Origin of the sequence: Acaryochloris sp. CCMEE 5410, from assembly GCF_000238775.2 — a bacterium.
Lineage (GTDB): Bacteria > Cyanobacteriota > Cyanobacteriia > Thermosynechococcales > Thermosynechococcaceae > Acaryochloris.
Map to the genome: position 1 here is coordinate 3,533,163 of NZ_AFEJ02000001.1, position 23,811 is coordinate 3,556,973.

A 23,811-nucleotide genomic window follows, 5' to 3' on the forward strand; every position below is an offset into this window, starting at 1 on the left:
CTCTATAAAGAGAACAAGCCGTGGATAAATTAGTTGTATTGCGCATGGGAGAAGGTAGCTTTACACAGGGTTTCCCTGTGACCCTTCAAGTTGGCCAAGAAAACGACAGACCCTCTACTGAAATTATCGGTTCTCTTCCTCCCAATCCTAATATTCCCGAATATTATCAAGGGTGGCAAACCGCTTATCTCAACTTGGGATTAACCACCCGCTTAGATGCTCCCACAGAACAATTAACCAACATCGACTGGCAAGAACTCCAAGTCAACTGCGAACAGGCCGCCCAAACCCTTCATCATGCATTGGACCAATGGCTTCTAGCAGACACCTTTCGCCCCGTCCGCGATAAATGGCTAGAGCAACTGTCTCTCCAAGATCACATTCGCATTATTCTGCAAACGGATAATCCGCAGCTCCAGCGCTTACCTTGGCACCAGTGGGAACTTTTAAATCGCTACCCTTTTGCAGAACTGGTCTTGAGCGCTCCCACCTATGAAGGCATTCAACGCCAATCCAGCTCTACTGCTGGCATCAAGATTCTTGCCATTTTGGGAAGTAGCCACGGTATCAATACTCAAGCAGATCAAAGGTTACTCAATCAGCTTCCTCACGCAAATGTGACTTTTCTCGTAGAACCACAGCGGCAAGAACTCACAGATCAGCTCTGGGACCAAAACTGGGATATTTTATTTTTTGCAGGCCACAGCCATAGTTCCAATCCCTGTGACACGGGCCATATTTGCCTCAATGCCCATGAAACACTAAACATCAAACAACTGAAGTATTCTTTGCAGCAAGCCATTAGCAAAGGGTTACAGCTTGCCATTTTCAATTCTTGTGATGGTTTAGGGCTCGCCCATCACCTGGCCGATCTCCATTTGCCAGCCATGGTGGTCATGCGCGAGCCTGTGCCTGACCAAGTGGCTCAGTATTTTCTCAAGTACTTCTTAACTGCTTTTTCTAAGGGCAAACCCTTTCATTTAGCCGTCCGCGAAGCCCGGGAACGACTCCATGACCTAGAGCCTCATTTTCCCTGTGCCACATGGTTGCCGATTATTTGCCAAAATCCAGCCGAACCGCCTCCAACATGGCAACAGCTCCATCAAAACGGTGGGGACGACTATTCTTTATGGCGCCATGATAATGATGCGGCGGCTCAAATTGTCACCATTGTCTTCACTGATCTAGTCAGCTCTACTGCCATTAAACAGGCGATGCCTGGCCTGGATGTCACCACTCGGAACCAACAGTACTACGACACAATCCTCCAACCTCACCGCCAACGCGTCACTGATAGTTTAAAAACCTTTGGCGGTCGTCTGGTTAAAACCGAAGGGGATGGCTTTTTGATGAGCTTTCCAGGAGCCATGCAGGCTGCGCAGTGGTCCATTGCCCTGCAACAGCACCATGAACAAGATCCCATTGAGACACCGTTTGGCCCCTTGCAGGTCAGGATTGGCATGCATACAGGCAGCCCCTTATTGAATGCTGAAGATCATGACTATATTGGTCAAGAAGTCGACTATGCCTATCGCATTTCTGACCTAGCTGAAGGTGGACAAATCTTACTATCAGAAGTCTCAGCGGTGTTACTGCGCAATGCTGGTCTAACAGATATTACCGTATATGACCATGACCATTGCCCCCTCAAAGGCATCGGCTCTGTCCCTATTTTCGAAATTCTTTGGGATAATCGGCAACCGCGCCCACTGCGGGGGAGTAAACCATCCACAGTCTCTAACGCTCTCAATACAGATCAGCAGCCTGCGAACAAAACACTCTCTGAGCCCATTGCTATACCGCCAAACGATGCAGAACCGCCTCCTGAAAAAGTCTCTCTGTTTTCTAAAGTTCATCGTTTTTGTCGCCGTCCTCTATGGTCCGTTTTGCCCACCAGTCTGTGTTTGACGGCAGCCATGTTAGGTATGCGAGGACTAGGCTTGTTACAACCCATGGAGTTTTGGGCGTTTGATCAGTTACTACGCCTTAGACCTAACGAAGGACCAGATCCCAGGCTCCTAATTGTATTGGTCACGGATAAAGATATTCAGGTCCAAGGAGATCAGGCCCGGCGCAGTTCTTTAAACGATCCAACTCTGACGCAACTTCTCACCAAATTAGACGAGGCCAAGCCAAAAGCCATTGGCCTAGACATTTACCGAGATTTTGCCGTTGATCCTAACTACCCCAAGCTAACGACCCAACTCAAAGACAATGAGCGCTTAGTGGTTCCTTGTAAAGGGAGTGACTCATCCGGTGATAGCGATCCAGTCGGCATCGCCCCTCCATCTGAAGTTAAAGCACCTAATCGCATCGGCTTTACAGATTTTATCGAAGATGGAGATGGGGTGTTACGTCGACATATTCTTCATATGAACCATGAGCCCGCTTCTCCCTGTCGAGCGTCTTTTTCCTTCGGGGCTTTATTAGCCTTTCACTACTTGGAACAGCAGTCAAAACAGGCGTTTTCATTAAAGTTTGCGGAACCCAATGGTCAACCTTTGCAATTGCAGGTTCAAACGGCTCAACCAGGCACTGACGCGACTCGAACCACAATCTTTAAACAACTACAACCCCATGGCGGCTATCAAGGGATTAATGATGACCGCATGAAGGGCTTGCAATTACTGCTGAATTATCGAGCATTGCAGAAACCGACCGACATCGCCAAAACGGTAACTTTGGAGCAAGTTCTAACAGGTCAAGTTAATGCCAATGCTATTAAGGACAAGGTTGTTTTAGTAGGGGTCCAATCTAGTGGTTCTGGAGATTTTTGGTCCACGCCCTATGGTGCCGGCCCCACGCAGAAAGTTGCCGGTGTCTTTGTCCAGGCCCATATGGCTAGCCAAATCATGAGTGCCGTTGAAGATCAACGCTCTTGCTTCAAAATATGGCCTCAATGGGCGGATGGCCTGTGGATATGGGGTTGGGCAATGATGGGCGGCATCGTCGCCATTGTCTTCAAATTCACCACTCGTGCTGGTATGGTCAGCGCGGTTCTAGTGGGTGGATTGTTCAGCCTCTGTTTATGGGGCATCGTCCAGGCCATCTGGATGCCGTTCATTCCAGCTCTAATGGCTTTTATCATCACGACGCTTGCGGTGCTCTTAGTGCGTACGCAACAAATTGACCCTGATCATAAAGCTTCTTAAAATCCTCAAAATCCTCATCCCCAGTAAAGGAGATTTCGTTTATGCTGACTGACCAACCTTTTTCTCGATCAATGCTGCTCACCCTAGCGGTTGTTACTGTGGCAAGTGCAGGACTTTCTGGGCGCACCCCTCATGTCATAGCTATGCATCAGCACAACCCTATGACCTTTTCCATGCCAACTCCCCCCAGCGATCCTGGAGCGCCAACAGGTCGGCGTGAAGGTGGAAGTAGCCGTGGCGATAAAATTTACACGCTATGTAAAACGGTAGAAGAAGCTGCGAACAAACAATGTGCAACGTCTCGTTTAACCGCTCTAGTCCCTGAAGTTGATGCTGAAAAACAGATATGGGGCCTGACTGGAGCGGATCATCCAGAATTTCTGTTCTATTTATCGAAGTTCAGAACCCCCGAGCAACCCAAAACCACACGCCTAAACATTGAATTCGTTTTGCAAGATGAGGATGATAAATACGTCCACAAAACCAGTTTTGTCTTACCGTTAACGGAAGGCGGTATCATTCGTATTCCTATTCCTGAGAATCGAGATCCTTTACAGGTCGGCAAGCGATATACCTGGACGCTGTTGACAAAATTTGGACCAAACGAGACCAATTATGTTCACGGCAGAATTTACCGTAAGCAGATGGACAGCCAACGCCAGCAAGAACTGAAAACCGCCTCTCCCTTGAAGCGATTGGAAATCTCTTTAAAAGAGGGGTTATGGTTTGATGCGATTGCGATGCTCGTTGATTTAAAACAGGATGCCCCTCAAGATCTAACCATTCTCTCAAGATGGAACAGTTTATTAGACGACATTAATCTTAAAGAGCTGGCCACGGAACCCATGCTGTCTTGCTGTACCCCAGACCCCCACTTATCGCTCAAGTAATCTACGGCTGTATGTCTAGCTGGGGCGTGGTTTCAAGATGGCCATTTTATCAATGGCTAGGCATAAGAAAGCGTTTGAGTGGTTTGATTCCATTGCCAGCAGGGCTGATCGGGCCGAATTAATACGCCGCCTAACCAGCGATCGCAAGTTTGTAGCGATCGCCAATGTTGCGTTTGAGCAAGGAGCGCTAGCCCGAGAGGTGTAATGTCGAAGTGGCGTTGCGACCACGGTAACGCCATGGTTTCTGGCTGAACGGTAAGCAGTGGATGCGGGCCATTCAGGAGCTGTTGCAACACAAACCAATACATGGTGTCTCCCAAATAGGGGAGTGGCTCTCGCTCATTGACTAGCGTCTGAAACAGATCCTGACCCAAGCATGGCCCTTCAGCCAAAATCGTCAATGTCAGACGCTCCGTTAGGCTAAGACCATCTTCCGCCCAAGGGAGCTCTTGTAAGTGACGTAGGAGTGCAGGGCCAAGAGCAGGTAATTGAGAGGTATCCTCCGTGGCGATGGACCACAGATCTTCTGGAGAGGGAGCCGTCAAGGCTTGCCAGGTGCGATCGCATAAGTGCATCTGCTCAGCAGTCACAGGCTGACGTTGGGACCAAAGCAGCGGCAAGGCTTCCAAGGGCAACTGCCCCAAACCTCGAAAACCTCGAAAACCCGGAAAGGAATCAATGCAGATCAAGTCTAGTTTTTGGGAATCCCCTAATTCATACCTAAAATAATGTAATAGGTAGGATAGGCTAAGCTGGTCATAACTATCGGCCTCAAACCACAACAGAATTCGAGGGTAGCAGTGGCTGGCTTGCAGCTGATGGTATTCGTCACGAAGGCGATCGTGGATGACCTCTAGTTCCATTTCATAGGCTGTGGCCATAAACTCAGCCCGTCGTTGAATGTACTCTGACCGATGGGTCAGCGACTGCACCGGCCCTTGGCAAAACGGATCAGTAAACGCTAAATAATCCCCCACAAACCCGGCTTGTTGTAGACGCTGTTCCAGATCAGAACCACAGCGGATATGCAGCGTGGAACAATCGGCATCTGGTGGCGGGAGTTGCTGGGCTTTCAGTTGAGACCGAATCAATTCCATTTGGTCAATGTGAGCTTTCATTTGCGACCAGCTGGAAAACTGATTTTCTCGAGCAATGACCAACTGCGCATCTGCTAATTGCAGCAGACTCATAAACATGACCTGTCCAGGTTGACAGTCCGGATGATATTTCTGAAAGCGATCAATGGATACAGGATCCCCAGCTTTTGCCTTTTTCAAAATATCTTTAGCGCGCTTGCGTTGTTGCTCAAGATTTAAGCGGCCATCATTTTTTGAATCAGGGTGTTGGAACATGCAGCTCAGAAAATCACCTGCGTTCGCTCCTCAGGAAAAGGTTTTTAGCGTAACTAATGATGGGCGCAGCCCTTTCCGCGAACGTGGTGGTGCTCACAACACTCTATTGAGTAAATATACCAGCAATATTTTTATTTGCACAAGATTTTTTTATGTTGAGCCATAGTAAGAAACTAGCGTTAATCCGATGCCCGAAAATATCTTAGATGCATCATTTTTCGGAAAAAAGCAAATATTTGCTCTTCTCATAAAGATTATGAGGTATGAGTTATGGAAATATTTAGGCGATACTGAGAACAACCAATTTGAGTACTTAAATTATCAACCAATCAGGCGAACTTCCACATGGTTTTTCAACCTAAAAGACAATGTTTTCTATAGGAAATATGGAAAACATTGTCTACAAAAAAGAAAACTATAACTACTCAATTAAGGTAAACAACCAATACAACATTCACCTACACATCCAAAATTTCAAGGATTCACTATGCTTAAAATTGCTTGAACGGTTGACAATACCTCAGCACCTCCGTCTGATCAGCCACTCAACCATCCTTGGCGAAAGACGCTATACAAAATGGCGTCTCTGCCAATACAGCGGAGAACACTCTTATACTTTGTTTCTTGATTCAAGGCGGCACCCAGATTCGAACTAGGGATAAAGGCTTTGCAGGCTCTTGCTCTTCAGATCCAAACTCTTTTCAGACAACAGTTTCAAAATCAGAATCTCAAAGTGTCCTTAAAAATGTCCTTAATTTTTTGCAGTCGATAAACCCCTGTAGTGCAAGACCATTACTCGATACATCAATATTTGTGACATTGTGATGTTGTCAGCTGGTATGTTCTTGCAGCCATGTCGTCAGATCCGCAGTGCTGGAGAAATCTAAACAGGCATCTGCTAGTGTTTCAAGCTGATCACTAGAGAGATCCTGGATCTGGGCCTCAATCTCAGGGGAAATAGGCCCAAGCTTACGAGCTAATAGTCTTAACAGGATCGAGGCTTCCCCTTCCTGTAACGCTTCTTGGTAGACCTTGGTTTGTTTGAGTTCGCTGAGGCCCAGCATCATTTCCATCTCCCGTCTCGTTAACTCTGGAGACTTATAAATAAAAACGGTCTTTACTAATTGTAGGAACTTCTCTTGGGTCCTCGCATCCGTGATCTCTGTGCGGACCCGATCGATAAACTGTCTTCCTCGTTCTGGTGCAATTGTGTTTTTCATACCAATTAGCTGAATGATTGTGCGTCAACAAAGTGTGGGATAGGTGGCTAAGTCTCGCCATTCCCACGCATGCTCTGTCAGCCCAGCACGTTGGGCAGCTGTATTCTTGAATCGAGAGTGGCACCAGATCCAGTTGAAATAGGTCAGTATCAGTCTTAACGTCACTGCACTCTGTTGCCAGACTTTACCAAATTTATTCTGCCGCCGATGCCAGCGCCCGGTCTGTTGGCGTAGTATGCCATTGGTCCGCTCTAAGCGCTGTGTCAGAGCTTTACTCACTTGATGGATCACCTCATCGGCTAATTGTCGTGAATACCCTTCCCAGCCATCGGTTTGCCAATGGTGACAGGCAGTTTTGCCTTCGGTATTCTCAATTAATTCTTGAGCGAGTTCGTCGGTATGTTTGCCAATACGGCCACTGAGCACCAAGCCACTGTCTTTGGCGAGACTCAACGCTATCCAGCAATCACCGACGCTCAACTCTTCCGGGTCACAGGGCTTTTGCTTTTTTGACAAAGGACCACAACTCATCTGCATTGATGACGTCAGTCGAAACGGCCTGAACGTCTTGGTTGTGAATCATTTGGGCTTTATGGCTCGCTGAACGAATCACACTCACACAAGGGTTGTAAGCCACACCTGTGATGCGGGATAGGCCTCTGAGGTTACTGCCTTCAGCATGAGATTGAAGGATGGTCTGGATGGTTTCAGAAGAAATCTGACGGCGATAATAAAGGGTATCAAAGGTCTCACTGAAGGTTTGGTGACAGTGGGGGCAACGGTAACGTTGGCTGCCTTTACTGGTTTTACCGTCAGAAGATAGGATAACTCAACTCCCTATAGGTTTAACAAACCCACACTTTTTTGATGCACGACCAAATTGAGCTATGTCCACTGTTTATAATCGATATCCCACACCGCTCAAAAAAAGAGATGAGGGAACTCAAGATTTTCAGCAAGAACAAACTTAGGACACTACGGGAGCATCTTCAGTGGTCAATGCGGGGGGAGTATGTGGACTGAGAAGGGCTTGCTGGGCTTCAGGTTGCTGGCAGGCCACCATTGTTTTGACATGTTCCATCTCATCATCGCGGATGGCCACAAATACGTCATATAGTGTATCAACCTGAGGACGGCGTTCTGCTGCTTGATGTGCAGTTTGGAATTCATCAAACATGTAGAGATCACCATCTCGGTAATACTGAATCGCGATGTCTGGGGCTGGTAGGGTTTTGAGGTGTTCAGCTTCTGCCTGCAAGAACTTGTCGTAGGAGGCATAGGCATGCTCTTCCACTAGCTCCATAAAATGGTAGGCCGAGCGGGGAGAAACTACGTATAACGCCGCAATCACCCAGTAGTAAATCAAGGCGGTGGTTTTGGCCAAGAGGCGATCACCCCAAAATTCGGCACCCCCTAGAGATTCCATAATCAGGAGGTGATGAAGCTCATTCCAAGATTCGGCAAAGTGAATTTTGAGCCAGTCCGCCTTACGCCAGAGGCCTAGCGTTTCGTACAAGTGGAGAACGGATAGATAGGAAAAGTAGGGGACACGGGCAACAGTTTCAAGTACGTAAAACCGGGGATAGGGACGATTGGCATAGATCTTATTGATGACAAACACCAAAATGCCAACTAAAACACGAGTCATTGGTTGTTCTCCTGGTACGGTAGATGATTCCTAGATTTAGACCATTGCAATACTTCAGAATGAGCCGAATGGGCATTGCACATTGATTTTTACTGGTTCAAGACATCTTTTTGATGTTGAGGGGCTGCTGCTACCGCTGCGACTTCTGCCATCAGCTCCTCAGGAACTCCCATGTCTTTAAGAGTTACCATGAGATTCTCCGCTACGGCGTCAAAATGCTCTCCCTTTAAGCCTTGTTTCTCTACTAGCTCTTTATGGGCTGCTCGCATATGGCGACCATCATATTTATCGGTGCCGCCAAAAGCGTAGGTCAGAAAGGCTTTTTGATGTGCTCGCTGTCTCACCATATCGGTGTTAGCAAAAAAGTGATTGATGCGCTCATCTTGTAAGACGCGCTCATAAAACTTGTCCACTGCTAAGTCAACGGCGGCTGAACCACCAAGTTTGTCAAATAAAGTTGGCATATTGCTCCTGCTTCGATTGAGTTTAAGTGTGATTCAACTCGTGTTTATTGGGTGGAGTTCTTCAGGTTTCTAGGGATCTCTTAAAGGTTGTGTTTGAGTGGGCTGTTGCCAAATGGCAATCACAGCTCGGCCAACGCTCATCACCAGTACCAAAGCACCCACCGCAAAGACCATATCGCCAGGAATTCTCAGCCAGACAGTCCAGTGCATCCAGGGGGAGTTGATTACCTCTGCGCTGCGGGCATACCAAGTGCCATGATTGATGGACTGTACCAGTTGATAGAAGCCATTGGGAATCAAGCCAAAGACCATCATGATCCCTAGTCCTCCGTTAATCCACCAGAAAGAGAAGTTGAAGTTTTTCTCATCCCAGGCATGATCTGGCGTGATTTCTCGCAGGGCAAATAGCATTAGGGCAATCGCTAGAGAACCATACACCCCATACAGGGCAGAGTGGGCATGAATAGGGGTGGTGTTTAGTCCTTGGGAATAATAGAGAACAATTGGCGGATTGATCAGAAATCCAAACACACCCGCTCCCACTAGATTCCAGAAACAAGTAGCGATAAAAAACTTGAGGGGCAGCCGATAAAACCCTTGGGCCTCTTTCGAGAGCTTCAGGGACTTAACGACTTCAAACCCGATTAAGGTAAGGGGAACCACCTCTAGAGCCGAAGCTACGGACCCCATGGCCGTAATAAAGACCGGGGTGCCCGCAAAGTAGAGATGGTGAAGGGTGCCAATCACACCGCTCCCTAGATAGAGAATCGTGGTTAAATAGGTGGCTCTCAGAGCAGTCGATCGTTTCAAAAAGCCCAGTTCGCTACAGAGGTAGGCGATGGCCACTGTTGCAAACACTTCAAAGAATCCCTCAACCCAAAGGTGAACCACCCACCAGCGCCAATATTCGGCAATACTCAGGGGCGTATGGTTGGAATACATGAGGCCGGATGCATAGAACAGGGGAATAGTGATGGCGCTATAGAGAAAGAAATGATTGAGTCCCGTTTTGTTGCCTTCTGCTTTGAGGGCGGGTTTCAGGGCTCGGAACATTAGCCATAGCCAAAACACCATGCCGCCAATTAACAGTAATTGCCAGAGCCGACCCAGCTCTACATACTCATAGCCTTGGTGACCGAACCAGAAACTTTTGTCTCCTAGCCAGCCCTGGACGCCAGCCCAAGTACCCAACAAGGAACCAACAACCACCACGGTGAGGGCGGCCAATAGTCCGCCATTGCCCCAGGCTTGAAACTTGGGTTCATGCTTACCAAAGCGAGGGCCAAAGTACAGCCCTGCAGCCAGCCAGCAGGTGGCAATCCAAAAGACAGCAAGCTGCAAGTGCCAGGTGCGGGAGGCAGCGTAGGGCAGATATTGCTGAATGGGAATGCCATAGAACCCCTCTCCCTCGACAGCATAGTGAGCCGTCACCATGCCCATCAGGATTTGAACCAAACAAAGGATCATCGCCACGCCAAAAAAGAGGGTTGTGACTTTCTGGCTGGGGGTGGCGAGGCGGATGGCGGGGCAGGTAGTGACGGGCTGCACGTCTTCTGCATCTTCTTGGGTAATGTAGACGAACAAGAAAAAAGCAATGGCTGCAATTAAGACCACCACTGACACGATCGACCAGATCAGAAATTGCCCTGGGGCTTGATTGCCAATCAGATCATCGTGGGGAAAGTTAGCGGTGTAAGAGAAGGGCGCATTGGGACGGTTGGCCGAGGCCGCCCAGGCTGTCCAGCTAAAAAAGGCCGTAACCGAGCGAATTTGTCCCTTATCAGTGAACCAGCCACTGGGAATGGAATGAATCGAAGATCCTTGGGAAAGCAGGGTTTGATAGTCTTCAAAAACCTGTTGTAGCCCTTGGGTTTGGGCCGAGGTGAGGGCCAGGGTGTCCGAGTTGGCATCGTAACGATTAGCCTTAAAATCCTGCTGGACTTGGACGCTCAGGGTGGCGCGGTCGATATCTGATAATTGCTCGAAATCCGCTTGACTGAAGTCAGAATCACCGTCATACAGGACGCCCGCAGTGGCTAGTCCCCAGCGATGGAGGACATCTGCGGTCCAGTCTGGGGCTAGATAGCTGCCATGTCCCCAAATACTGCCAATATGCTGGCCGCCTCGGGCGAGGTAGGTTTCTTGGCCCGCTTGAATATCGGCCTGGGTGAGGATCGTTTCCTGTTGAGGCGAAACGATTCTGGCAGGAATAGGCGGTGCATTTTTATAAATGGCTGCCCCCGCCGTGAGTAGAACGGTAAAGGTGACGATACAAATCAGAGCTAACCATGCGGGTAAGCCCATAGAGGGGCGACGCGATCGCAAGTTCGTCGCTACAGTGGTATCTAAAGCTGGGTTGGCCATCGTTGCTATCCCCAAAATAGTTTTGCTCCTAACAGCCCATCTTTTGAGTGGAGAGGAGTCGAACCCTAAGAGCTAGGTTCGTCCAATACTGAGCTGTTCTGGAGGAGATGCCTCCCACTGTAGGAGACTCGACTCGATTCATTCTTTGACTTAAGTCAAGCGGCCAATTAAAAGATGCTTAAATCTAAGTCCTGGCTATTAAAAGTTGCAGCGTCTAAGCCAGGGGCTAATGTGGTGTGGAGGTTGCTAATAGATCGTAGTCTTCATATTTTTTGGATTCCTGGCAGAGTATAGGTTGATGATAGACACCGCTAACGTGGCAGATTGGTTGGAGACAACCGTGATTTTTCGCGGCTTATCCGCAGAACAACGCCAGGCCCTGACCCAAATTGCTCAAATTCAATCCTTTAAAAAGAGTGAGCAAATCTTCCGCCAAGACCAAGAGGCGACGGGATTTTATGTGGTGAAGTCGGGGCGAGTCAAAGTCTTTCAGATGTCTGCCAATGGCAAAGAACAGATCCTCAATATTTTTACCGAGGGTGATAACTTTGCAGATGTCCCTGCTTTAGATGGCCAAGCCTTTCCGGCTTCTGCTGCAGCCCTGGAACCTGCCGACCTAATTTTTTTCCCGCGCTACCCGTTTCTGGAGTTTCTCCACCACAACCCCGATGTGGCGGTGCAAATGTTGATTAGCCTCTCTAGCCACCTGCGCCATCTGGCCCAACTGGTTGAGCAATTGTCATTTAAAAGTGTGCCGCAGCGTTTGGCAACCTACCTGTTAAGTTTGGGTGATACGGCCAGCGATACGGTCTATCTGGACTTAACCAAAAGCCAACTGGCAGCAAGGCTGGGAACTATTCCAGCAACCCTGTCTCGGGCGTTTTATCAACTCGGTAGTGATGGCATGATTGCGATCGCAGGCCCCAAAGTGACAATACTGGATCGCGATCGCCTCACAGCTTTAAGTCAATCCCCAGAATCCTCCGAATAGATGCCTTAGACTTTTGGAGGCAAGGTACCAAAACTCATCTACGCTGATGAAATAGCCGAAGGTATTTACGCTTTTTTGCTCAACTCAAAAGCTGCATTGGGCAGAAGGCGGCGAATAAAATTACCCTCATGTTCTTCGCCTTTAAGCATCCGATTCCAGTAAACCCAGGGCAAGACATAGCGTTTTAATAACCACATACTCGTGCGTTCTTTGGTCGCGTCCAGGGGGAAACTGGGATAAGGTTGAGCCTCATAATCAAACTCTGCCAGAATCGTTTTGTCATATCCGGTGATGAGGGGGCAACAACTATAGCCATTGTATTGACCCATCAATGGGGTTTGATTCATATGGGCTAGCAAATTCTGCACGAGCACAGGGGCTTCTCTGCGAATAGCGGCTGCCGTTTTAGAGGTGGGCAACGAGGATGCATCCCCTAGGCTAAAAACATTTGGATACCGATTATGTTGGGTTGTGAATTTATCCACATCAACCCAGCCTCCCGGTCCTTCCACCGCAAGTGGACTGTGCTTGAGTACATCAGGGGCACTCATGGGTGGCGTCACATGAATCATGTCATAGGGCAAAGAGATCGTTTCTGTTTCGTTGCCGTTACTAACTTCAAAGAGGGCAACTTTTTGATCTGGATGAATTTCAGTCAAATTATGCTGAGTTCTTAGATCAATGCCTTTACGCTCTACAACCTGCATCAACGCTGGAACAAACGCATCAACGCCAAAGATTTTTCCGGTTGCTGTGCAATAGCTAATTTGGGTTTGCTGTCGAACGCCGCTTTTCCCAAAGGCTTCATCAGCAAGATACATAATTTTTTGGGGAGCCCCTGCACACTTGATGGGGGTTTCAGGATACGTGAAAATGGCGTTTCCGCCCTGGAACTGTTTAATCGTTTCCCAGGTGTGAGTTGCGCCACCGATAGCATAGTTACTACATACTCCTCCTTTGCCTAGCGCCTCTTGGAGCCCTTTGATCTGACTCCAATTGATCTGAATACCAGGGCAAACCACTAGATAGTCATAGGTCACCTGAGTACCATTTTGGGTGTGGAGGCAATTTTGATCAGGATCAAACTGCACGACCTTATCTTGAAGCCAGGTTGCATCCTGAGGAATAAGTGTTTGCTGAGGTTGAACGGTGGCCTCAAAGGGAATACAGCCACCCCCAACTAGCGTCCATCCGGGTTGATAATAATGCTGCTCAGAGGGCTCAATAATTAGAATATCGAGGGACCGCATTTGCTTTAGTAACTGAGCTGCGACGGTAATTCCCGCAGATCCACCCCCAACAATGACGATTTGATGAGATATGGAGTGTTGATCAGTCGTATCTGCAGCAGGTTGAGTTGCAGTCATTACATTAGGTCTCTTGGATTGTTCTCCCATGCATTATCTGGGAAAAATTTTCCCAAGTTATGAGAGCTAATTAATTTTTAAAAAATCTAATTTTACTCAGGCTCTAGTTTTGAGGGATTTCTCTACTATGTATTGCTAGGCCTAGTAAGAGACCACCAAAGACGAGATGATTGGTAATCTCTGCACTTGCTACTTTTCCATAGAAGAATGGTTCCACTTCTCGATCAGTATCATTAGCGTTGAGGCTATTTGAACAATTCAAATAATTGTCGGGAGTAACGAATGATGAAATATTCACCTGATGAGATCCGTAAAGCAGCTATAGCAATCCAGCCATATATAGCAAAACTTCTTGATGCTCCAAACGCTCAGCGACTAGAGAGACAGCTAGAAGGGTTACTGTCCCAGTCTTCACTAAAACAAGGAAGCCATACTCAACTTTCCCAGCTTTTATCAGAGCATGAATCGACCCGGGATTGGATCAGGTTATATCTGGAGGAACAATATCCTGCTGAAGATATTCTCAAGGCTCTCAGAGTTTATTATCCCCTTCCAGGAATCGAGAATTCCGTTGAAAGTCCTCGATATATCTGTCCGGTCGAAAAATGCAACCAGGATTGGTATCGCAAGAATCGGGAAGATGAAATTCCTGTTTGCCCAGTCCATGGCTTAAAACTCATTATCGATAGCTAGGGCTGTGTCGCAACGCTGTCTCAGAGGGGGATCAATATTGATGGCCTGATTTCGATCGCCTTATAGCCTTAAGTCAATCCCCAAACTCTTCGGATTAGACGCCTTGTTCTGTGGCAGGCACTTCACCAAAACTAATTTGTTCGGAGGAATAAGACCGGGGCTCAATGTGAATGGTGGCCCGGACAGGGGCATATTTTTGCTCCAGAATGGCTTCCACCTCTTCCGTGATGTTATGGGCCACTTCAACACTGTCTGAGTCAACCACCAGATGCATCTCGATAAAAGCTTGTCGTCCCAACAACCCCCGAGAAGCAATATCGTGACAGTTGAGGACCCCTGGCACATTAATGACGGCGTCATGGATGGCTCGGCCATTTCATCTACCAACCAGAGCAAATTGCGTTGCAATACTGACTAGCCACTGGCAAACACCAAAACACAAACGGGAAAGGCCAGCAACACATCAACCCACTGATAGCCAAACCCCACGCCGACTAAGCCAAGCATGACCATGGCGGTTACCCAAATATCGCTCATCGTCTGTTGCGCATCCGATAGCAGAATACTGCTGCCAACCCGCTCACCCACGCGGCGTTCGTACACCGCCACCACAATATTGATGCCCAACACCACCAGCAATAGCTCTAAGACTTGGGGAGACATCTGCACGGGAGACTCATGGTTGAAGAGGTGCCCCACCACCCCTTCTAAAATTTCAAAGCAGGCAATTCCTAAAAATGCAGCAATACCTAAAGCGCCGATAGCATCAAATTTCTGATGTCCATAAGGATGTTCTCGATCTGGTTCGGGGGATGCCAATCAATTCATCGTCAATCCCAGGACATTATTGGCACTATCTGTAATGCTATGGAGGGCACCGGCAAATAAGCTAAGGGACCCAGTCCACCATCCGCATCCGAGTCCAGCCTTAATTAACATCACCGTCACATTTAAAAACAAGACTGTGACGAGCACATTGCGCACATCTTGGCGAGGGAGCGTGTCACTTTTTCAGGAGAAAAATAGAGTCAAGTTGTCGATTGAGATAGGCACAGCGATGAGCTAGGACTTTGGGGATATGTTTTTCTTGCCATTGCGCACCTGAAATCTTTGTCCTTCGGTCAATTTGCTTAACAAGCGACTCAACGGCACCAGAGCCAATGGGTATTCCCTCAGCTTGATAGTAACCATAGTTGGGAATCCGCTCTCGGTGGTCTCGCAAATACTGACAGAACCGTTTAGCCTGAGGTTTGCTCAAACCACAGAACAAATCGATGGCCTCATCAATCTTCCCTCTCCACAAAAAGGTTTCAGCTTGCTGCAGCCGTTTGAGTGACCCACCGACTTTATGTAAATTCTCCATCAAGTGGAACCAGTCTAGGATCTGCTCCTGTTGAGTTGGCAGTCTCATCTGTCGGTAAAGCTTCCAAATCCCAACATGACCATCCCCAAGACAGTAAACCCTTGCAGCAAATCTGAAGCGGTTCACCGCCAGGCAGAGGGAAGTATGGTCTTGATAGTAGGCCAAGCCAACCCTATCGCCATTGATGCGAACTGCTTTATAACCACGCCAGTGGCAGGGTTCCCCTTTTGGAGTAATCAACCGAATATTGCCCCCATCTAAGCTGAGCTGAGTGACTCCTTGCGTCAAAGAGGGTGGACTGAAGGTTTGACGATGAACGAGACGCTGCTGCGTTTTGGAGCTGACTGTGATACCCGTTAAAACTGCTAGATCCTCTGATGCATGGGCATAGGAAACATTGGCACTAATACGCAGGGCGCACATCTCTAAGTAGGGGCTTAACTGACTGTTGGGCTTGACCTTGAGGGCTGTTGCTTGGGTCCGAGTGAGGTTGAGTTTGCCCAGAATGCTTTTTAAGGTCCGTCGATATTCTCCGACATCTGGCGGGCTAACTTGGTCGATAAAAAAGACCCATTTGAGGCGACACATGAGTTTGCAGTTGAGTCCGAACGGTGCATTCAATCTCTGCCAAAGTCTTCATGGGCAGAGACTGGGATTGGGAGTCTTGATACAGCAGTTCTGAAATGCGTGTGACGCAAGCATTGAATTCTTGTTCTTCTTCTGGTGTCATAGTCAATAAGAGGGATCATCTAAGATCAATTATCATTTTCCTCTCAAAGAAGTGACACGCTCCCCTTGGCGATTATCGATGGTCATGGAGCTACTGAGGCTGCTTTTATTTACGAACTGCTATTGAGATCAATCATCAGTCATCAATATGGCTTACTGCAACTTTGGAATTAAGTAGAACGAGTATTTTTTGATTTAAATCAAAAAAATTATTTGTTGTTATAGAACCCCAAAAACTCCCTTTCCGAGATGAATTGATTGTGGTGAAAGCATTTCTACGGTCTTAACGAGCAATAACTTTGTTAAATCAGTCTTAAAGGGGTAGACACAAAAAAGCAGCTTATTGATAATTTCTATTAATTGAATAAGCCGTAAATCTAACGTTTCACCATACAGCTTGTGAGTTAGTTAGAAATAGCTATCAAATTTCACATAGCTTGCTGCTGTGATCAGCAGTAATTCTTTGATCTTTTCAAAATTATATTTTTTCTGCTGATACGAATGGTCAGCAGACCGTTTCTGATTCGCTTGTTGAGGAAATTCTGGTTGTGACGATTAATCTATATGGCCCCACCGATTCTTGTCAGAGCTTGGCAAATATGCAACCGCCACAACAACTGTGGATTGTGGGCTATCGAAACAGTGCCAAGACGAATCAACTAATCGGCATGGGGTTAGCACCTGGGACTGCCATTGAAGTCTTACAGATGGTCGCTGGAAATTTGGTGGTTCGCATTGGCGAAACCCGCATTGGCCTAAATCAGAATATTGCTGAGCAAATTTTAGTGTCGGATCAGCCGTTAACAGCTCCAGAAAACGTCATGGGAGACCCTGCCAACATGGAACAAACCGCCCCCATAACCCTTAAAGATTTCCAGCTTCACCAAACAGGCAAGGTCAAAGGTTTTGCCGCTACGGATACCCCAGACCTTAGAGCCTATAAAAAAAAGCTATTGGCCATGGGCCTTACCCCGGGCACTGAATTTACCGTCACCCATATTGCTCCCCTCGGTGATCCCGTAGAAATCAAAGTTCGAGGGTTTCGGCTTAGCCTTCGTCAAGCGGAAGCCGCCTTATTGCTTGTTCAAGAGGTGCAGGAATAGTCATGTCAACACCGACCATTGCCTTAATTGGCAACCCAAACTGTGGTAAAATCACTCTTTTTAACGATTTAACGGGAACAAACCAGCGAACGGGTAATTGGCCAGGGGTGACCGTTGATCAGAAAACGGGACACTATCACTACAATGGCACCAAAACGACGGTGGTGGACTTGCCCGGAGTGTATTCCCTAGATGGCGAAGATGACAGTACGGGTTTAGACGAAGTGATTGCCCGCGACTATCTACTGTCCACCGAGGCCGATTTAATTTTGAATATTGTCGATGCCTCTAACTTGGAGCGAAATCTCTACCTCACCACCCAAATCATGGAAATGGGACTGCCCATGGTGGTTGCCCTAAACATGATGGACATTGCTCAAGATCACGACTTGGACATTGATGCGCAGGTGCTATCCCAACGTATGGGCTGCCCCGTAAGTACCATGAGTGCGTTTCTAGGAGAGGGCATCCACGAAATCAAAGATATTATTAACAGCTATGTTGATGATCCGAAAAATCATCCTACCTTTGTCACTTACCCTGCAGTGATTGAGGATGCCATCCATCAGCTAGAGCCGATCGTCCAGCAGCAGGGGCATAATTCCAAAATTGCGCCTCGCTGGACTGCCTTGAAGTTGCTGGAATATGAAAATCGGGTGGCCCCAGAGTTGCAGGGGCAGCAGATTGAGCAAATCATTGCCAAACATCGCCGCCAAGTTCACCAGTTGTTGCATGAAGATATCGATATTTTGGTGGCGGATACCCGCTATGGTTATATCCGTAGTCTGATGCAAGCGGCGGTTCAACAAACCCATCAAGTCAGCCACTCCAAATCAGATCAGATTGATCAGGTCGTCCTCAATCGCTGGATTGGCATTCCCCTATTTTTGGTGGTGATGTATTTGATGTTTTTCATTGCCATCAATATGGGTGGAGCCTTTATTGACTTTTTCGATATTGCCGTGGGGACATTGTTTGTTGATGCGCCTCAAACCTGGCTTGAGTCCGTCGGTACACCGGGCTGGCTTACAGGTATCGTCACGGCAGCGGGGAGTGGCATCCAAACTGTCGCGACGTTTATCCCCCAAATTGGCCTGCTATTTCTAATTCTGGCGTTGCTGGAAGATTCAGGCTATATGGCTAGAGCCGCGTTTGTGATGGATAAGCTGATGCGATTTGTCGGCTTGCCGGGTAAATCGTTTATTCCCATGCTGGTGGGATTTGGCTGTAATGTACCGGCAATTATGGCGACTCGAACTTTGGAAAACCGCCGCGATCGCCTGATGACGATCATGATGAATCCGTTTATGTCCTGTGGGGCCAGACTGCCCGTTTATGCTCTGTTTGCAGCGGCCTTTTTCCCCCGCAATGGTCAGAATTTGGTGTTTGGTCTCTATCTGATTGGGATTACCGCCGCCGTATTTACCGGGTTTGTGATGAAAAACACGATTATGCAGGGGGAGACCTCCCCGCTGGTGATGGAATTACCCCCGTACCATATTCCTAAAATCAAAGGGGTTTTTCTACGGGCTGGAGACCGACTCAAGACCTTTTTGCTGAAGGCCGGAAAGATGATTGTGCTGATGGTGATGGTTCTGGCCTTCTTAAATTCTGTCGGCACTGATGGCTCCTTTGGTCAGCAAGATAGCCAAAACTCGGTATTGTCAGCTAGCAGCCGAACCATTACGCCTGTGTTTGCTCCCATGGGCGTTCAAGCGGAGAATTGGCCAGCAACGGTGGGCATTTTTACAGGTGTCTTTGCCAAGGAAGCCATGGTGGGATCGTTAGATTCTCTCTACGGTCAACTGGCTGAAGAAGCGACACCCAGCGAGGCAGATCCTCCCTTTAATTTGGGTGAGAATATTCGAGCTGCCTTGGTTAGCATTCCAATCAATATGGTCAGTTTGGGAAATCAATTGCTCGATCCATTGGGGTTGAATATTGGCGATGTCCAAGATCAGAGTGCAGTGGCTGAGGAACAAGAACTGTCTACGAGTACCTTTGGTCAAATGGCTCAGCGGTTTGGTACTTCAACGGCGGCTTTTGCTTATCTCTTGTTCGTGTTAATGTATTTCCCTTGTGTCGCAGCAACTGGAGCGGTTTACCGAGAAACCAATTTAGGGTGGACAGCCTTGGTCGCGGCTTGGACGACTGGATTGGCCTATTGGGTGGCGACCATGTTTTACCAAATGGCTACATTCGCCCAGCATCCTGGATTCTCGACTGTTTGGATTGGAAGCGGAGTAGTGGTGATGGTTGCAGTGATTGGTCTTTTGAAAAGCTTCGGTACTCGGCGAAATACCGTCTCCATGAGTCCAATCAAAAGCACTAATAGACCAAAAGTAACCGCAGGTAGGCGTTAAAGCCCAGCTCGTATCACACATTGCAGGATGACCGTTATGATTTTGCAGGACGTTCAAGACTTTATCCATAACGGTCATCTGGTGTCTTTGGCTGAGATGGAGCAACATTTCCATATTGAAGGCCAAGCCCTACAGGCGATGATCCATAAACTGATTCGTAAGGGGCGGGTGCGGCAAGCCCCTGTTCCTACAAAATGTCATGGCTGTACCTTTTGTGATGGTCATGCCCTGACGTTTTATGAATGGGTAGATGAGCAAAACCGACCTGAACCGCATCATGGGTCCCGATGCTCTATTCCCTGCTGCCAAGATCAAATCTAGACTTCCACTACGGCAATGTTTGCTCACAAAGCAGCTTAACTTCTGCTGTTATGGGTCGGTGAGACTGATCAGGATTCCGACACTCACCGTAATACAGGAGTGGAATCACCACTAAAGTCAACAGGGATGACGCTAACATGCCACTGAGCAGTGTCCAGGCCAGACCCGACCAAACCGGATCACCGAGGATGGAGAGGGTACCCAACATCGTGGTGACGCTGGTGAGGAGGATGGGACGGAAACGGGTTGCCCCGGCTTCGAGAATAGCCAGCTTCAAGTCAGCCCCTTCCCGTAATTTGTCGCCCACGAACTCTAGCAAGACGATGGCATTGCGAACCACAATTCCCGCTAAGGCAATCACCCCAATCATGGCTGTGGCACTGAAGTAGACGCCATTGAGGGAAAAACCAATCAAAATTCCAATTAAGGCGAGAGGAATGCTGCCCAGAATAATCAAGGGCACCTTAAAGCTGCGAAACTGACCGACGAGAATCAGATAAATCAGCAGGACTGCCACCAGCATGGCTAAGCCTAAATCTCGAAACACATCGAGGGTAAGCTTCCATTCTCCATCCCATTGGATCGAATAGCCCTGGGGTAACGGATGCTGCCAAAAATAGATCAACTGATCGAGAACTGCATATACAGACGATCGATCGCCCATTTCCCCCATCACGTAGGTCACAGGTCGCTGATCTTTATGAAAAATAGGTTGATCGACCGTAGTGGGTTGAAACTGAACCAGTTCTGAGAGGGACACTAAAGAGCCGTTGGCAGTGGGCAGTTGAATCCGACGCAGGTCATCCATACTCTGGCGATTAGCATCTGCAAAGCGGACTTGGATGCCGACGGGACTCAGTTCATCGGCAACCTTGAGGGTAGACACTCGGGCACCTGCGATCGCAACCCGTAGCGTTTGGGCAATGTCTTGGGTCGCCAAGCCTGCGCGCTGGGCTTTTTCTCGATCCACGACCAGCCGCATCTGGGGCATTTGATTTTTGACTGAATCGTCAATATCCACCACGGTATCGGTTTGGGCAAAGACCTGTCGTACTTGCTTGGCTAAGGCTCGCAGTTGCCCATAGTCAGGACCATACACTTCCGCCAACATCGTCGAACGGACTGGGGGACCGGGGGGATCTTCGACAAGTTTTACTAGAGCATTATGGCGGGTCGCCGCCTGCTCCAATTGGGGACGCAGGGCAAAGACAATGGCTTCCGATTGCCGAGACCGAACGTCTTTATTCGTGAGATGGACCCGAATATCGGCAAAATGCTCCGCTTGGCGATCCGTAGCCCCTCGCAACATGCCATTGAAGTCAATCGGTGACCCTGTACCCACATAGGTTTCGAAGTGAGTAATGTCAGTCTCTTGTTGGAGGACGGCCTCCAAATCTTCGACGATGCGATTGGTGGTTGCCAACTCCGTGCCCAAGGGGGCATCCACTTGCACCAGAAAGGTATCTTTATCCGCTTTCGGTAGCATCCGAAACCGCACCGCCTGAGTGAGGGGCAAGATCATCGTTGCCAAGAGTAATCCCGTTACCCCCAGTAGGACAAATCGTCGTCGTGAGGCGGAGTCGAGGAGGGGAGCCATTACCCACTGATAGCCGCGATAAATGCGGGTCTGCTGGATACTGGGCAATGTCTCTGAGTGAGGCTGCAGCTTAATCAAACGCAGCGCCAGAAAAGGCGTTACCGTCAGGGCCAGGGTTGTACTAATCAGCATCGCCACGGGCACATTGAAGGGAATCGGTCCCATATACGGTCCCATCATCCCGGTTACAAACCGCATGGGTAAGAACGCCAAGATAACGGTGATCGTCGATAAAAGGATTGGGGTACCGAGTTCATTGACAGCGCTGATGGCGGCAGCCGTTTTCTGTCGTCGGTCAGATGGCGGCACGGATTCAAAGTGGCGATGAATATTCTCGGTGACTGCGATCGCATCATCCACCAACGTCCCTAAGGCCAAGATCAGGGCAAATAGAGTAATGCGATTAATCGTCTGTCCCGCCATCCAGCCCACCGCCAGCGTCCCCGCTAAGGTCAGGGGAATCACAAAGGCAACAATGGCTGCTTCTCGCCATCCCAAAAACATCACCAGCAGCCCGACCACAGTGGCAATTGCCATCAGCAAACTTTGGTAGAGATCACCGACGGCTCTGGCAGCGGTCTGACCATCGTTACGAGTGACGGCAATTTGCACCCCCGGAGGCAGTTGGGATTGGAGGGTATCCACCCGGTCAAAAATCTGTTGGGCGACGGCAACCGCATTTGTTCCTTTTTTCTTGGCAATGCCAATCGTCATGGCAGGTTGGGTGACAAATTCTCCTTGGGCCTGACGGCTAGGGTCTGGATAGGGATTGGCAATGTCCCAATCTGGTCGATAGTGAATGCGCGATACCGTGGTGCGATCGCCAAAATCATCCACCACCATCGCCACATCCTTTAGGTAGATAGGACGGGGATGGCCCTGCGCTGTGGCAGTACCAAAGCCCACCATAATCTCCCCCACATCTGCAGCAGACTGAAACAGATTGCCCCCCTCTAAAAATAGGCGGGTTTCTCCAACAGATACATCCCCCGTGGGCAGTTGGACATTCTCCACCTGGAGTTGCTGACTAATCTGAGCAGGGGAGAGGCGATAACTAGCCAGTTTATCGGGGTCCAAGTCCACCCGAATGGCACGGGGTTTCCCACCCACCATCGTCAAATTGGCGGTGTCTGGAATACTACGTAAATCATTGAGGAGTCGCTCTCCCACTCGACGAAGCTGGTTATCGGTATAGCCTTTCCCTGTCAACGTCAGGGTCACAATAGGAACATCATCGATAATCACGGGTTTGACAAGATAGGACGCGCCTTGGGGCAGTAAATCTTGATGATTGTAGAGATGATTTTGCAGTTTGAAGAGGGAATCTTCCCAGTCTTCCCCCACAAAATACTGCACGGTAATTTTGGCCCCTGAGTTTTGGGAGACGGAATAGAGATGTTCCACTCCTGTAAGTTCTCGCAACTTCGCCTCTATCGGGTTAGTGACAATATTCTCGACCACTTCTGCAGGTGCCCCCGGATAGGGCAGGATGACCTCAGCCGCAGGAACGACAATTTGAGGATTTTCTTCTTGCGGGGTGAAGACGGCTGCCCCAACCCCAAACAGAACAAGGGCCGCAATCAGCAAAACCGTCACTTGAGAGTTGATAAAGTAAGCCGTAATCCGACCCACAAGGCTCAATTTAGGAGACAGAGCAACAACAGAGAAGTTAGCCATAACGAAGAGGAATTGCAATTCAGTCTAATTAAATTATATAACCATATAACTATGTAGTTATGTAAAGAGCGTTATGCACACAGACTGATAGCGAGTTGGCTGCAGGTAGGATAATTCAAAGCACCGTCGGCTTGAAGACAATGATCAGCTGCTCAATATTTACAGAGCAATCAGGTGCTCAACGTTTTAGGAATAAACCAGACAGCGTGATCCTAGAACGTGACAACGCCTGACAAATGCATGAAATCTCAAAGGCTGATACTTCGTTAGCCACCAGATCTTGAAATTTCACTCACTGTAATTATCAATAACGATAAATTCGGATAAACCGAAAAAACCCGTTTTCTGGCTTTGATCAGTATTTTGATGATTATTCAATGTAATTCAAGCCCTTTTTAAGACCTTATTTGGCGTTTATTGCACCTGCAAAAAGTAGGTTGCAGATGCAAGTGGATGTCGTCAGCATCCAAACAGCAATCTTCATTGGAGCTGTGGCTGGATCTCGTGCCATATCCAA

General features: G+C 48.4%; 16 protein-coding genes and 1 pseudogene. 7 read left to right on the forward strand and 10 right to left on the reverse strand.

Features of this window, described 5'->3' with window-relative positions:
• Window positions 1-20: 20 nt before the first annotated feature.
• Entirely contained in the window at window positions 21-3,152 is a 3,132-nt protein-coding gene (locus ON05_RS16220; RefSeq protein ID WP_039781572.1) for a CHASE2 domain-containing protein, read from the forward strand.
• A gap of 41 nt (window positions 3,153-3,193) precedes the next feature.
• Window positions 3,194-4,042 (forward strand): DUF928 domain-containing protein, encoded by an 849-nt coding sequence (locus tag ON05_RS16225; RefSeq protein WP_010478663.1) that lies wholly within the window; start codon window positions 3,194-3,196, stop codon window positions 4,040-4,042.
• 56 nt (window positions 4,043-4,098) lie between these two features.
• Here ON05_RS16225 and ON05_RS16230 read toward each other — a convergent pair whose 3' ends face one another.
• From ON05_RS16230 to ON05_RS16255, 6 genes are all read right to left on the reverse strand, one after another.
• Entirely contained in the window at window positions 4,099-5,394 is a 1,296-nt protein-coding gene (locus ON05_RS16230; protein ID WP_010478665.1) for a DUF1835 domain-containing protein, read from the reverse strand.
• An 830-nt stretch (window positions 5,395-6,224) separates the two neighbouring features.
• Window positions 6,225-6,614: a DUF4351 domain-containing protein gene (locus ON05_RS16235; protein ID WP_010478669.1), complete on the reverse strand. Its 390-nt coding sequence runs from the start codon at window positions 6,612-6,614 to the stop codon at window positions 6,225-6,227.
• A gap of 24 nt (window positions 6,615-6,638) precedes the next feature.
• Window positions 6,639-7,440, reverse strand: a protein-coding gene (locus tag ON05_RS16240; protein WP_262562169.1) for an IS1 family transposase whose coding sequence is annotated in 2 segments (ribosomal slippage) — window positions 6,639-7,124 and window positions 7,126-7,440 — 801 coding nt in all. Because the reading frame shifts where the segments join, the coding sequence is not laid out codon by codon here.
• A 141-nt stretch (window positions 7,441-7,581) separates the two neighbouring features.
• Entirely contained in the window at window positions 7,582-8,262 is a 681-nt protein-coding gene (locus tag ON05_RS16245) for an alternative oxidase (protein ID WP_010481729.1), read from the reverse strand.
• Between the two features lie 89 nt (window positions 8,263-8,351).
• Complete coding sequence (locus ON05_RS16250; protein ID WP_010481730.1) at window positions 8,352-8,726, reverse strand: group 1 truncated hemoglobin; 375 nt, start codon at window positions 8,724-8,726, stop codon at window positions 8,352-8,354.
• A 69-nt stretch (window positions 8,727-8,795) separates the two neighbouring features.
• Window positions 8,796-11,090, reverse strand: a complete 2,295-nt coding sequence (locus ON05_RS16255; protein ID WP_010481731.1) for a nitric-oxide reductase large subunit — start codon at window positions 11,088-11,090, stop codon at window positions 8,796-8,798.
• A 298-nt stretch (window positions 11,091-11,388) separates the two neighbouring features.
• Here ON05_RS16255 and ON05_RS16260 point away from each other — a divergent pair, with 298 nt between their 5' ends.
• Window positions 11,389-12,081 carry a Crp/Fnr family transcriptional regulator gene (locus tag ON05_RS16260; RefSeq protein WP_010481732.1) on the forward strand — a complete coding sequence of 231 codons (693 nt, stop codon included), beginning with the start codon at window positions 11,389-11,391 and terminating at the stop codon, window positions 12,079-12,081.
• Window positions 12,082-12,146: 65 nt separating this feature from the next.
• On the opposite strand, the gene ON05_RS16265 is transcribed toward ON05_RS16260, so the two are convergent.
• Window positions 12,147-13,448, reverse strand: coding sequence for an FAD/NAD(P)-binding oxidoreductase (locus ON05_RS16265; RefSeq protein WP_010481733.1), 1,302 nt, complete (start codon window positions 13,446-13,448; stop codon window positions 12,147-12,149).
• 282 nt (window positions 13,449-13,730) lie between these two features.
• On the opposite strand from ON05_RS16265, the gene ON05_RS16270 reads away from it, so the two are divergent.
• Window positions 13,731-14,141 carry a hypothetical protein gene (locus ON05_RS16270; protein WP_262561872.1) on the forward strand — a complete coding sequence of 137 codons (411 nt, stop codon included), beginning with the start codon at window positions 13,731-13,733 and terminating at the stop codon, window positions 14,139-14,141.
• Between the two features lie 94 nt (window positions 14,142-14,235).
• On the opposite strand, the pseudogene ON05_RS38565 reads toward ON05_RS16270, so the two are convergent.
• Together ON05_RS38565 and ON05_RS16280 are read right to left on the reverse strand one after the other, a co-directional pair.
• Window positions 14,236-15,080: pseudogene (locus tag ON05_RS38565) on the reverse strand (cation diffusion facilitator family transporter).
• A gap of 64 nt (window positions 15,081-15,144) precedes the next feature.
• A protein-coding gene (locus ON05_RS16280; RefSeq protein WP_076612124.1) for an ISKra4-like element ISAcas2 family transposase occupies window positions 15,145-16,234 on the reverse strand; the annotation gives its coding sequence in 2 pieces (ribosomal slippage) (window positions 15,145-16,072 and window positions 16,071-16,234; 1,092 coding nt in all).
• Window positions 16,235-16,781: 547 nt separating this feature from the next.
• Between ON05_RS16280 and ON05_RS16285 the strand changes: the two genes are divergently transcribed.
• The 3 genes from ON05_RS16285 to ON05_RS16295 are packed head-to-tail and all read left to right on the forward strand — an operon-like array spanning window position 16,782 to window position 20,020.
• Window positions 16,782-17,336 carry a FeoA family protein gene (locus ON05_RS16285; protein ID WP_010482026.1) on the forward strand — a complete coding sequence of 185 codons (555 nt, stop codon included), beginning with the start codon at window positions 16,782-16,784 and terminating at the stop codon, window positions 17,334-17,336.
• A gap of 2 nt (window positions 17,337-17,338) precedes the next feature.
• Window positions 17,339-19,699: a Fe(2+) transporter permease subunit FeoB gene (gene feoB, locus ON05_RS16290; RefSeq protein ID WP_010482029.1), complete on the forward strand. Its 2,361-nt coding sequence runs from the start codon at window positions 17,339-17,341 to the stop codon at window positions 19,697-19,699.
• Window positions 19,700-19,735: 36 nt separating this feature from the next.
• On the forward strand, window positions 19,736-20,020 hold the full coding sequence (locus ON05_RS16295) for a FeoC-like transcriptional regulator (protein ID WP_010482030.1): 285 nt from the start codon (window positions 19,736-19,738) through the stop codon (window positions 20,018-20,020).
• A gap of 7 nt (window positions 20,021-20,027) precedes the next feature.
• Here the strand turns inward: ON05_RS16295 and ON05_RS16300 are convergent, their stop codons facing one another.
• Window positions 20,028-23,294: an efflux RND transporter permease subunit gene (locus ON05_RS16300; protein ID WP_262561874.1), complete on the reverse strand. Its 3,267-nt coding sequence runs from the start codon at window positions 23,292-23,294 to the stop codon at window positions 20,028-20,030.
• Window positions 23,295-23,811 lie beyond the last annotated feature (517 nt).